This window comes from Noviherbaspirillum sp. (assembly GCF_035944575.1).
In the GTDB taxonomy this organism is placed as follows: domain Bacteria; phylum Pseudomonadota; class Gammaproteobacteria; order Burkholderiales; family Burkholderiaceae_D; genus Noviherbaspirillum.
Genome location: NZ_DASZBA010000122.1, coordinates 24,902 through 35,716 on the forward strand (window position 1 = coordinate 24,902; position 10,815 = coordinate 35,716).

A 10,815-nucleotide genomic window follows, 5' to 3' on the forward strand; every position below is an offset into this window, starting at 1 on the left:
CGCTGAACAAGCTCAGGCGACGGCTCGCTTGTGCCGGCGGATCGGCACCGTTTTATCCGGGCCCTGCCTTCCCGGCGACGCCTTCCTGCCGCCCGCGCCGGCAGCCGCGGAGGCCTCGATGCCCAGCAGGCGCCGGAAGGTCGGACATTCCATGTGGCTTGGCGCGGGACACACGGCGGCATGCCGCAAGCCGTCGCGCACGGCACTCAACTTGCGGATTGTCCTGTCAATCTCGTCTGCCTTTCCGGCAAGCATTTTCCGATCGATCTGCGGCAGTCCGTCCGGGGCGAACATGCGGGCGATCTCGTCCAACGAAAAGCCTGCCGAACGCCCCAGCGCGATCAACGCCAGCCGTTCGAGCACATCCGGGGAGAACAGGCGGCGCAGCCCTCGCCTGCCGACAGAAACGATCAAGCCCTTCTCTTCGTAGAAACGCAAGGTCGAAGCGGGAACACCCGACCGCTGCGCCACTTCGGAAATGTCCATATTTTTCCCCTTGACTTCAAGTTGACTTGAAGTTGTACGCTACCAGCAGTTATCAATGAACGCAAACATCCGGAGGAAATCATGGATTACCTGGTACTCGTATTGATCATCGGAATCGGCGGCACCGCAGTGATGGATTTGTGGGGCATCGCGCGCAAACCGCTGCTCGGCATCGCGCCGCCGGACTACGGCCTCGTGGGGCGCTGGCTGGCCCACATGCCAAGCGGAAGGTTTCACCATGCATCCATTGCCGCCTCACCGCCAATGCCGAATGAACGTCTGATCGGCTGGGCCGCCCATTACCTGATCGGCATCGCCTTCGCCGCATTGCTGATCGGCATCTGGGGACTCGCATGGGTGCAGCATCCGACCCTCCATCCCGCCCTGATCGTCGGCATCGGCACGGTGGCGGCCCCTTTCTTTTTAATGCAACCCGGAATGGGCGCCGGCGTCGCCGCCTCGCGCACACCGCGCCCGGGCGCCGCCCGGCTGCAGAGCATCATCACCCACACGATATTCGGCATCGGCCTCTACGGGGCGGGATGGGTTGCCCATTTCCTCTACCCGGCATGAAGCCGGTCGACGCAGCACCCGTTCAACCATCACCCATACAGGAGAATGACATGCGTATTCCAGCCCGCTTCGCACCCATTGCTTTCAGCGCCCTGCTCTCGGCCATCATGGTCTGCATCGTCTCGGCTTTCGTCCTCATCACGTCGCAGGGAATTCATCCCGGCCTTCCCGCGCAATGGCTCAAAAGCTGCATGACGACATGGCCGGTCGCTTTTCCGACGGTCGCCGTGGTCGCGCCGTGGGTGCGAAGAATTGTCGGACGTATCACGGCATGACCTTCGGTTGATTGTCGCGGAAGTCTGCCACAGTGCTGCGCAGTGCCACCCGCTTCGGCGAAGCGACGCAGATATTGACGTTGACTGACTTCATGAACGATGGCGCACCACGTTGATGATTACGATGGCGGTCATGGTGGAAACTCTTGCCGCAACCCGGCTGGCATTTGCCGTGAGCGGCATGGGCCATGTGTCCTTGCCCCCCCCCCGAAGAGATCCGCTTAGAGTGCCTTACGATAGATGCCGAGGCGCGCGCCCTCGTGATCGACGCTTTCGATCAGTTGCCAGTCACATCTTTGCAGGAGGCTCTGCGCCGTGCTCGTGCCGCAATAGATGCGATCAAATCCCAGATTGCGTGCTTCTTCCTCAAGGGCGATCAGAAGCAGACGGCCAATACCCTGTCCGCGCAGTGATGGATGGACGCATCCGGCGGCGGCCCACGGCAGGAGGTGTTTATGGCTTGCAATCGACTCCGCCTTCAGCGCCGCAACACCGCAGACCTTGCCGGTGTCGAACGCGACAACCCCGACCGGCAGGCTGCCTTGATTCGCATATGCATGGAGGTCGTGATGTGCACACCCTGGCCCGCCCCGACCGTAGTATGACGGCCATTCGGCCTCGAACCACTCGCATAAAACCGGAATAGCCTGCGGATGGCGTGCGAGCGGCTCGACTGAAAAACGCTTGGGCATGGTCAGTGCATTAACGTTTGGTGAAATTGAAGCGTGTAGTGCTATCAGCGCTCGAGCGACAGGCTAACCATTTCTGGTTCGCACTCCAGCCAAATGCCCCATGAACGAAGCCGCGCTTCACCATGGCGCCGCCCGGAATGTGGCAACAAGTACCCACCCGGTGACCCAGCGGCCGGGAGGCAGTGCCATGCCGGTTACTTCGACGGCATGCATGTGCCTTTGGTCATTTGCGAACTCATATAGCCCAGTGTCTCTTTGGAGGCGCCGGATTTTTGCGCCTGGCTATATTGCTCCGTCCATTCCTTCTTCATTTGCGTTTCAGCAGCAAGGCAGTCGGACAGGGTATCGAATACCAGGTCTGTTTTGACCGGAGTGTTCATCATGATTACCACGAGCAGCCACTTCATTTCTATCTCCCTGCAAATATGATTGATGCTTGAGCCCGAACCAATCGTTACGCTCAAACGTCAACATGTTCTTTCCCACTTCAAGAATGATGGATTCATCTATCTTGCAATATTTCCCTGCATCGCCTGACGTCTTCCCGGTTTGCGCTTGCAGGGCACCCGCATGCAGGGGCTCTTGATGCAAAGGTGAAATGCCAGGCTATGCACGGGATCGCTCCATGGCGATGGTCGAGACGGTAAATCCCAAAGCTTCAAAAAACTCGGAAGCCCCGTCTCGCCCCGCGCGCAAAACCCAGGTGATGTCCGAATTTGAGCCAATGATGTGCCCAACCAAGCGCCGGCCAATACCTTTGCGGCGCTGAAATGGAGACACGGCGACCATTGAAAGGTAGCCATTCGACATGCCGTCCGTAATAGCGCGTGCGAAGCCTAGCACTTCGCCGGCAGGGCCGATGGCAACTGCCGTTCGCTGACTAGCCCGAACAAGCGCCGCGAACTCGTCAGCATTTCCTACGCGATGTGCCCAACCATTAGCGCATAGAAACTGGCGGACAGGCTCAATTTCGAAAGGCTTAACGTCACGAATTTCCATGGCATTTAACATTCAAGTTAACTGACGCATCATATTTGCATCGTACGAAAGTGAAAGAGATTGTCATTGGACTGCAGCTAATTGACGTGCGCGTAATTTTATTCAATTGACACTCGATACTTCACATAAGCGTTGTAGTCCGGCCCGCCAGGGAACGCTACTTGCAGTAGAACGCTTTGGCGTCCCTTCAGGTTCCCGCACGCTTACGCATACAGCCCCATGGCCGCGAGAACGGCCACTCCAAGCAAGCCCATCCATCCAGGATGCTTGCCCCTGGTGCCGACGAAAACCAGAAGTGAACTGGCAAGCATGGCGGCGATAATGGCTTCGCCGATAAAGGGCAAGATCGGCTGGCTTGATGATGGAATCGCCATCCAAGCCAGTGTCGCCGCCATGCACCAGCCCAGTACCGTGACCACGTGCCAACTTGCCCAAAGAATGCGTACGTGCGGCTCGCGCAAGGCTGAGCCGCCGCTGGTTGGGATGAAACCGGTTGATCGCATGCGCCCGAATATGAGTCGCTCGCCGAGCATTGAGTGAATTAGGCCAATGGCAAATGCAAGAACTGCTGCAGCAATAAAATATCCATTCATTGCTGCACCTCCCGTATCCGGAAGAACGGGGGCTTTAATGTGTCATGTCGCAGTGCAACCGCGCAGCGGCTGACAGTGTGCGGTCGCATGTCGGGATTCGCATCAACAAATTGTTGTGTCATAAGGATCTTCTTTGATGGACGCGAATATAAAGTGCCATATGTTCTCCAAGTAGCTCACGTCCGGACGATTGCCATTATCAATGCGAGAAGTAGCAATGGTAGGCTGAGCCCGAGCACTATCCCAATGATTATGGTCTTGGCCGGGCGATTTCTTGTTTTAGTTGCATCCGCTTTACGACTGAGGTCTATATATAAAACAGCAGTAACCGAAACTGCCATAAGCAACTTCGAAATGACAGCTGCGCTTGGGTCTCGTATTGCAGTAAAGCCCAGTACAGTGATTAGAAAAATTCCGGCAATTGCAACAATTATTCTGCCTGCTTTATTCCACACACCCCTTCCCCCTCATGATGAACTGTCCGACAGACAGTAGGCGGACGAAGCACGCTGATGGGACGCCCCTATCGGTTTAGTTAACCAGCCACTTCATTTTGAACATATTTACAAATGACCATATTTACTATGCGCATGAATGTGGATTTGGACAAGATAGTACATCGGCTTCCATGACTTACACCATCTTGTGGATATGGGACTGGCGAAAACCTGGACGCTTCTTCGCTTTACGAGATGCGCACGATGAGCCGGAGCTATCCAGCGTTAGATGCTGGATGCTTCTCGGCTTCAGTACACGGGGAAATTAGGGATAAGGCAGGGAGAGATAATGAAAATCAGCGGGTTGCGCCACTGCATGGCCCGAGTCAGGCGAATTCCCTCTGCAGCAAGCCCGGCACCTTCGCCGCGCTGACACGGTTGACGCGATCCAGCAGTGCCGGCGCAATGCGCGGCACGCCGTAGGTTTTGCCGAGATGGTCGCCGATATGCATCAGCAGTTGCGCGCTGACCTCCGCGTCGGCTTCGGCGCGGTGGGCGCTGCCCTGGAAGCGGATGCCCAGCGATGAGGACAGTGCGGACAGCTTGTAGCTGTGCATCCCCGGAAATATCCGCCGCGATAGCTTCAGCGAGCATATCAGGCGCTCGTGCCCGGGTTGCAGGCCGAGCTGGCGGCTTTCGGCCTGCAGGAAGCGTTCGTCGAAGCTGGCGTTGTGCGCCGACAGTGCGTCGTTGCCGATGAAGCGCAGCAGTTCCGGGACCACTTTCGATACGCAGGGGGCGGTGTCGACCATGCGCTGGGTGATGCCGGTGAGCTGGGTGATGAAGGAAGGCACCCGTACGCCGCAATTGACCAGCGAGACGTAGCGGTCGACGATCTTGCCGTCGGCGATGCGCAGGGCGGCGACTTCGGTGATGCGGTCGCCCATGACCGGGCTCATGCCGGTGGTTTCAAAGTCGATCATGACGATCGGTTGGTCGAACATGTATTGCTTTCAGGAGTGCTTGTCGATGGAGCGCGGCGGGGTCGGTTCGCCGGGGGCAGGTGCCGCGCTATCCGCTTGGAACTATTTCTCGACGCCGAGTTCCGTGAGCACTTCTCCGGCCGCCCGGAATGCGTCCACCGCGAGCGGCGCGCCGCAGTAGACGGCTGCGTGCAGCAGCACTTCCTGGATTTCTTTCAGGCTGGCGCCATTGTTGACCGCGCCGCGCAGATGGCCTTTCAATTCCTGCGTGCGGCCGAGCGCGGTGAGCATTGACAGGGTGATCAGGCTGCGGGTTTTGAGGTCGAGGCCGTCTCGGCACCAGACCGTTCCCCATGCATTGCGGGTGACAAATTCCTGCAGCGGCATGGTGACGTCAGTCGCGGTGCCGAAGGCTTTTTCGACGAATTCTTCGCCCATTACCTGCTTGCGCATCTTCAGGCCGTCTTCGAATTGCTGATCCATGGTGGTGTCCTTGGTCGATGGGTTGGTCAATCACGTTGCCGGCGAGTTGCCGGATTTGCATCCTCCGGGAAGGCCTTGCCGGACGGAGGAAGCAGCGGTCCGAAAGTATAGCCGCCGCTGGCGAACGGCGAAAAAAGCCCCCGCGACGGCATGGGCATCCGTGGCGGGGGCAAAGTCCGGAAACCGGACGGAGGAGCGGCGAACTGCCGGAGATTACAGGGCAGGTATCAATACCTTATCGATCACGTGGATGACGCCGTTGCTGGCGCGGACATCGGTTGCGTTAATGCGTGCCCGGGTTGCTGTCGTGTCGGTGATGGTCGGCGGCGTGCCGGCATTGATGGTGATCGGCTGGCTGGCCACGGTCGTCACCGGGGTGCCGAATGGGATCTGGGCGGCGAGCACTTGCGAGCCGAGCACGTGGTAGGTAAGCACCGTGGTCAGCTGCGGCGTCGTCAGACCGGTCGGCGCGGCGGCGAAGGCGGCGTTGGTCGGCGCGAAGACAGTGAACGGGCCGGCGCCGGACAGCGTGCCCTGGAGGTTCGCGCTGACAACCGCGCCCACCAGCGACGAGAACTGCGGATTGACTTGGGCCATCTGCACGACGTTCAGCACGCCGGGCGGAACCAGCACCTTGTCGACTGCATGGATAACGCCGTTGCTCGCGGCGACATCCGTCGCCGTCACGGTGGCGGTGGTCAGCGCCGCGTCGGTGATCCTGACGCCCCCCTGGTTGTCAAGCCGGAGCGTGGCCGGCTGTCCGGCGAAGCTGTAGCTGGTCGTCTGAGTGGACTGCGCCGTCGCGCCGAGTTCGGACGCAGGTTTCCGGGTTGGCAGCACGTGGTAGGTAAGGATGTTGCGCAATGCGGCCGGCGGCAGCGCATTGACCATGGCCGTGGCGTTGCTGAAGCCGAGGCTGGTCGCCAGGCTGTTGAAGGCGGCGTCGGTCGGTGCAAACACCGTCAGGCGGGCATTGGCATCCGACAGGGTTCCTCCCAGTTCGGCCTTGGTGGCCGCGGCCAGCAGGGCGTTGAAGCCACGCTCCTGGGCGACCTTGTCGATGGTGCTGGCGGCTACCGGCGCCGGATCGTCGTCATCGCCGCCGCATGCAGTGATGAGCGTCGCGGACAGCAACGCAAAAAGGTATTTTTCGAACTTCATGCTGGTCTCCTGGAGTGGTAAAGGACTGGGGGCGGAAAGCCGTTTCAGGTCTGGGAGCGGTGTTGCCGCGTGCTGCCAAGTGTAGGAAGGTGAGATTTCCAACGCTTGATCTGCCTCAAACAATACCCTATTTGTCTTGGACAAGTATTCGTCAGAAGTAAATTTTCAAATCTGATTTTCACCTTGAATTGCCGAAATTGCATGAAATATCCGCTGCATTGTCAGTATTTGCGCGCAAACTGGCAGAAACCCTCTCCATCAACGCCTCGATACTTTTCCGTTTGTTATAGTCAAATACTAATTTCGCCTGAGAAAGGCAACTGGAAGAGGCCTGGATGCGCAGCGGCTAATTCAGGCTGGCGGTCTCGATTAAGCGTGCCTCGGACGCTACGCCGCGCGGCAGGCGCAGGATGAACTTTGCGCCGCCGAGCGGGGAGTCGGCGACAGTGATCGTGCCGCCGTGCAGCTGAACGGCCTTGCGCGCGATCGCCAGGCCGAGGCCAAAGCCACCGGTGGTGCGATCGCGGCTGCGGTCGAGCCGGTAGAAGGGTTCGAATATGCGTTCGCGGGCGTCGGGCGGGATGCCCGGGCCGTCATCGTCGACTGCCACCTCGACCCAGTCGCCGTCCCTGCCCGGCGCCGAGGCTGCCGACAGCCGGACTTCACGCTGCGCATACTTTGCGCCGTTGGCAAGCAGGTTACCGACGGCTCGGGCGATCAGACGGCGGTCGCCGGCGATGTCGCCGAGGTCGTCCGGCAGCTCTTGCACGAAGCGCTTGCCGGCGAAAGCATGTTCGAGCCGGGCGGCACAGTCGTGCAGCGCCTCGGCGAGAGAAAACCGCTGTACCTGCGCCGCCTGCGGCTGGTCCAGGCGGGTGAGTTGCAACAGTTCGTTGATGAGCGCATTGAGCTCGCGCAGGTCGTCTTCCATGAGCTGGATACGCTTCTCGCGCTCGTCGGCGCTGGCGGCATCGCGCAGCAATTCCAGGCTGAATTCGATGCGCGCGATGGGCGTTCGTACCTCGTGCGAGACCGAATGCAGCAGGTCCCGGTGCGCGCCGAGCAACCCTTCGATGCGTTCGGCCATCTGGTTCATGCGCTGTGAGAGCGGATACAGGCCGGAAGTCTTCCTCGTCCTGGCGCGGACCGATAGCCTGCCTTCGCCGAACCGGTCCGCCACCTGCGACAGCGACAGCAGTTCCAGCCAGTGTGATCGCGACCAGAGCGCGATCGGTACCAGCACGCACAAGGCGACGACAAGGTAACGCAGCGCTTCCATCTTGATTTCCAGTCCGACATCGATCGGCAGGTTGCGTACATGCAGCACCTCCGCTTCGCTGCCGACATAGCGTTCGCCGGCAAGATCGACGCGGCGCAGCAGCGATTTGCCGGCGATGTCGAGCACGATGTCGCCGCGCTGGAGCGCGCCGCGCCGGGCGTCGTCGAGCGCGGGCAGAGCGGTGTCGAGCGGAACGAGTTCCAGGCTGAGGCCGGACACTTCCCGGACCTTGTTCAGCCGCACCAGCCATTCGTCCGGCGGCGCCTGGTCGATGTATTGCTCAAGCAGGAAGATGGGACCGGCGGCCTGCTTGCGGGCGATGTCTTCCAGCGGGTCGCCGAACAGGCGGCTCAGCAGGAAGTAGATGGCAACCGCCGCGACGGCGATGGCCAGCACGATCAGCGGAAAGATCCGGTAGAAGATGCGGTTCATGGGTTGGCGCTGCGGCCGTTCCTCAGTCCCAGGCGGACGGGCTGAAGAGATACCCCTCGCCCCATACGGTTTTGATCTTTTCCCCGTCGGGATCGTCGAACTTGCGGCGCAGGCGCGACACGCAATTGTCGATGCTGCGGTCGAGGCCGTCGAATTCGATGCCGCGCATTTTCTTCAGGATATCGTTGCGTGACAACACCTGTCCGGCGGATTCGGCCAGCACCAGCAGCAGCTTGTACTCGCTGCTGTTGAGCGTGACCGGTTGCCCGCGCCAGAACACGATGCGGTCCTCCTTCGATACGCGAAAGGCGCCGAACGACAGGTCGCCGGTTGCGGGTTTGTCCTGGCCGCGGCGCAGCAACGCGCGCAGGCGGGCGAGCAGCACGCGCGGCTGCACCGGCTTGTTGATGTAATCGTCGGCGCCCTGCTCCAGCCCGGACACTTCATCGAACACATCCTCGCGGGCGGTCAGGATCAGGATCGGCACATTGCTGATCTCGCGGATCTGGCGGCACACCAGCATGCCGTCCAGGCCGGGCAGCATCAGGTCCAGCACCACCACGTCGGGCTGTGTATCGCGAAAGCGCGCCAGCGCCGCATCGCCGCGACTCACGATATCGACGGAAAACTCATAGCCGGCCAAATATTCGGCCACCAGCGACGCGAGCTTGTTGTCGTCTTCGACGAGCATCAATCGATACATTTTTCTCTCCTTGGCCGGCATTGTATAAGAGGCCATGCGGAAAATGCAGCCGGAGATATTTGGGTACAAACGCGTACAGATTCATGACATTTCGGCGTTGTTCGCGCCTGTACAAATTCATGACAACTTCCCCACAGTCCGGGGAAGATTTCGCCGGCGAAGCTCTCTAAGATCCGGGCTATCAAGGGAGCTCCGGGCGGTATCGGGGACTTCCTGGTGAATATCCGGGCGCGGTCCCGGCATCAGGCACATTCATCTTCGAGGAAAAAATGATAAGAACCCGACTTCTCCAGGCCATCCTTCTGGCTTCAGCCACCCTGCTTGCCGGCTGCGGCGGGGGCGGCAACGCACCCGGCGCCAGCGCGGCCGCCAACGGCGCGCCGGTTCCGCCCGCACCCGAATTCGCGGCGTCCGGCGACATCGGCATTCCCTTCGGCATCCTTTCCCCCCCGCTCTCGATCTCCGCGATCACCGAGCCACGCACAGCCACGGCGCGCAACCCGGACGAATGGAACCGGTTGTGGGATGCGCATGCGGGACCCGGCATCGTGTACCGGCCGGCGCCCAAGATCGACTTTTCGAAAGACATGGTGGCCGCGGTATTCCTCGGCAGCCGCGGCGCCTGCGATTCCGTGTCGGTCGCATCGGTGAAGCAGCTTCATAATCCGGCCCGGCTGGAGGTCGCTTACCGGGAATCCGCGCCGCCGGCGGGCACGCCCTGCATCGCCAGCATCGCCAACCCGGCGGTGCTGATCACTTTGCCGCAGTCGACCTTGCCCGTCGAATTCGTGAAAGCGCCGGCACGCCAGGCGGGCGATCTGCTGGTTCGCAGCGGCTGGTGGTTCGGCATGTGCCGCACCAATTGCGAAGGCGAGGTCGAGATCGCGAAGGACGGTGCCCTCTTCCGTGCCGAACATGCGAGCGAATCCGCAACGCCGGAAAGCGGCGTCTGGGGCATGGTGTCGACGAAAGAATGGGACACCATCGCTGCTTCGTTCGCATCCTTGCCGGACGTGATCATCGGCTGCCCCGGTTGCGCCGACGAAGGCCGCGAGTGGATCGAGATCGAGAAGGATGGCAAGAAGAAGCGGCTGGACTTCAATTGCAATTCGGCGATCACCGGCGGCGAACCTTTGATGACCACGGTGCGCGCGATCCGCAGCCGGCTTGCTGCCGCTGCCGGTGTCCGGGAAGCCTGCGCCCCCGAGGCGATTCCGTTCGAACGGCTGGCGCCCGCGGTGTTCGCCTCGGCCATCACTGAAAAGCGCTTCGTCACCGTGCGAGATGCGGCAAGCTGGTTGGCATTGTGGAACGAGCATACCCGCGGCGCTTCACAGGCACCCGCCATCGACTTTTCGCGGAAGATGGTGCTGGGCGTCTTCCTCGGGCAGGAATCGAATCCCTGCGGCGGATTGAACATCGACGTCGTGCGGCAGGCGGCGAATCCCGACCGTATCGAAGTCGGTTACCGCGTCATCGATCCGGAGCCGAACGTGGTCTGCATCGCGGCCGTCATCAACCAGTACGCATTTGTCACCGTGCCCCAGTCGTCGCTGCCGGTTGATTTCGTCCGGTTGAAATAAGCAGGCCGGATCGGACCAAGGCATATGGGGCCGGCCTGCCGGTCGGCCCTGACGATGATGTCAAGACGATTACGATGGATCATGCTCGTGGCTGCCGCTGCCCTGCTCCTGCTTGGCATTGTGGCCGGGTATGCGG

The 10,815-nt window shown here is 60.7% G+C and carries 13 protein-coding genes; 3 read left to right on the forward strand and 10 right to left on the reverse strand.

Annotated elements, in window-relative coordinates:
• Positions 1 to 12: 12 nt before the first annotated feature.
• Complete coding sequence (locus tag VGU61_RS08095; RefSeq protein WP_326858604.1) at positions 13 to 486, reverse strand: helix-turn-helix domain-containing protein; 474 nt, start codon at positions 484 to 486, stop codon at positions 13 to 15.
• An 81-nt stretch (positions 487 to 567) separates the two neighbouring features.
• Between VGU61_RS08095 and VGU61_RS08100 the strand changes: the two genes are divergently transcribed.
• Both VGU61_RS08100 and VGU61_RS08105 read left to right on the forward strand, forming a co-directional pair.
• Complete coding sequence (locus VGU61_RS08100) at positions 568 to 1,059, forward strand: DUF2938 domain-containing protein (protein ID WP_326858605.1); 492 nt, start codon at positions 568 to 570, stop codon at positions 1,057 to 1,059.
• A gap of 50 nt (positions 1,060 to 1,109) precedes the next feature.
• Complete coding sequence (locus VGU61_RS08105; RefSeq protein ID WP_326858606.1) at positions 1,110 to 1,334, forward strand: DUF2798 domain-containing protein; 225 nt, start codon at positions 1,110 to 1,112, stop codon at positions 1,332 to 1,334.
• A 221-nt stretch (positions 1,335 to 1,555) separates the two neighbouring features.
• Here the strand turns inward: VGU61_RS08105 and VGU61_RS08110 are convergent, their stop codons facing one another.
• From VGU61_RS08110 to VGU61_RS08150, 9 genes are all read right to left on the reverse strand, one after another.
• Positions 1,556 to 2,026 carry a GNAT family N-acetyltransferase gene (locus VGU61_RS08110; protein ID WP_326858607.1) on the reverse strand — a complete coding sequence of 157 codons (471 nt, stop codon included), beginning with the start codon at positions 2,024 to 2,026 and terminating at the stop codon, positions 1,556 to 1,558.
• A 194-nt stretch (positions 2,027 to 2,220) separates the two neighbouring features.
• Positions 2,221 to 2,433, reverse strand: a complete 213-nt coding sequence (locus VGU61_RS08115; protein ID WP_326858608.1) for a hypothetical protein — start codon at positions 2,431 to 2,433, stop codon at positions 2,221 to 2,223.
• A gap of 199 nt (positions 2,434 to 2,632) precedes the next feature.
• A complete protein-coding gene (locus tag VGU61_RS08120; protein WP_326858609.1) occupies positions 2,633 to 3,025 on the reverse strand; it encodes a GNAT family N-acetyltransferase in 393 nt (130 codons plus the stop codon).
• Between the two features lie 203 nt (positions 3,026 to 3,228).
• Complete coding sequence (locus VGU61_RS08125; RefSeq protein WP_326858610.1) at positions 3,229 to 3,618, reverse strand: hypothetical protein; 390 nt, start codon at positions 3,616 to 3,618, stop codon at positions 3,229 to 3,231.
• A gap of 823 nt (positions 3,619 to 4,441) precedes the next feature.
• Positions 4,442 to 5,059 (reverse strand): 3'-5' exonuclease, encoded by a 618-nt coding sequence (locus tag VGU61_RS08130; RefSeq protein ID WP_326858611.1) that lies wholly within the window; start codon positions 5,057 to 5,059, stop codon positions 4,442 to 4,444.
• A gap of 81 nt (positions 5,060 to 5,140) precedes the next feature.
• Positions 5,141 to 5,521: a carboxymuconolactone decarboxylase family protein gene (locus VGU61_RS08135; protein WP_326858612.1), complete on the reverse strand. Its 381-nt coding sequence runs from the start codon at positions 5,519 to 5,521 to the stop codon at positions 5,141 to 5,143.
• Between the two features lie 213 nt (positions 5,522 to 5,734).
• On the reverse strand, positions 5,735 to 6,682 hold the full coding sequence (locus tag VGU61_RS08140; RefSeq protein WP_326858613.1) for a fasciclin domain-containing protein: 948 nt from the start codon (positions 6,680 to 6,682) through the stop codon (positions 5,735 to 5,737).
• Positions 6,683 to 7,028: 346 nt separating this feature from the next.
• A complete protein-coding gene (locus tag VGU61_RS08145) occupies positions 7,029 to 8,393 on the reverse strand; it encodes an ATP-binding protein (protein WP_326858614.1) in 1,365 nt (454 codons plus the stop codon).
• 22 nt (positions 8,394 to 8,415) lie between these two features.
• Positions 8,416 to 9,096, reverse strand: coding sequence for a response regulator transcription factor (locus VGU61_RS08150; RefSeq protein ID WP_326858615.1), 681 nt, complete (start codon positions 9,094 to 9,096; stop codon positions 8,416 to 8,418).
• A 269-nt stretch (positions 9,097 to 9,365) separates the two neighbouring features.
• Between VGU61_RS08150 and VGU61_RS08155 the strand changes: the two genes are divergently transcribed.
• Positions 9,366 to 10,679 (forward strand): hypothetical protein, encoded by a 1,314-nt coding sequence (locus VGU61_RS08155; RefSeq protein WP_326858616.1) that lies wholly within the window; start codon positions 9,366 to 9,368, stop codon positions 10,677 to 10,679.
• The last annotated feature ends 136 nt before the right edge of the window (positions 10,680 to 10,815 follow it).

Excerpts from the sequence above, each read along its gene's own strand:
- VGU61_RS08095 (WP_326858604.1), bottom strand. The coding sequence starts at position 486 with ATGGACATTTCCGAAGTGGCGCAGCGGTCGGGTGTTCCCGCTTCGACC.
- VGU61_RS08100 (WP_326858605.1), top strand. The coding sequence starts at position 568 with ATGGATTACCTGGTACTCGTATTGATCATCGGAATCGGCGGCACCGCA.
- VGU61_RS08105 (WP_326858606.1), top strand. The coding sequence starts at position 1,110 with ATGCGTATTCCAGCCCGCTTCGCACCCATTGCTTTCAGCGCCCTGCTC.
- VGU61_RS08110 (WP_326858607.1), bottom strand. The coding sequence starts at position 2,026 with ATGCCCAAGCGTTTTTCAGTCGAGCCGCTCGCACGCCATCCGCAGGCT.
- VGU61_RS08115 (WP_326858608.1), bottom strand. The coding sequence starts at position 2,433 with ATGAAGTGGCTGCTCGTGGTAATCATGATGAACACTCCGGTCAAAACA.
- VGU61_RS08120 (WP_326858609.1), bottom strand. The coding sequence starts at position 3,025 with ATGGAAATTCGTGACGTTAAGCCTTTCGAAATTGAGCCTGTCCGCCAG.
- VGU61_RS08125 (WP_326858610.1), bottom strand. The coding sequence starts at position 3,618 with ATGAATGGATATTTTATTGCTGCAGCAGTTCTTGCATTTGCCATTGGC.
- VGU61_RS08130 (WP_326858611.1), bottom strand. The coding sequence starts at position 5,059 with ATGTTCGACCAACCGATCGTCATGATCGACTTTGAAACCACCGGCATG.
- VGU61_RS08135 (WP_326858612.1), bottom strand. The coding sequence starts at position 5,521 with ATGGATCAGCAATTCGAAGACGGCCTGAAGATGCGCAAGCAGGTAATG.
- VGU61_RS08140 (WP_326858613.1), bottom strand. The coding sequence starts at position 6,682 with ATGAAGTTCGAAAAATACCTTTTTGCGTTGCTGTCCGCGACGCTCATC.
- VGU61_RS08145 (WP_326858614.1), bottom strand. The coding sequence starts at position 8,393 with ATGAACCGCATCTTCTACCGGATCTTTCCGCTGATCGTGCTGGCCATC.
- VGU61_RS08150 (WP_326858615.1), bottom strand. The coding sequence starts at position 9,096 with ATGTATCGATTGATGCTCGTCGAAGACGACAACAAGCTCGCGTCGCTG.
- VGU61_RS08155 (WP_326858616.1), top strand. The coding sequence starts at position 9,366 with ATGATAAGAACCCGACTTCTCCAGGCCATCCTTCTGGCTTCAGCCACC.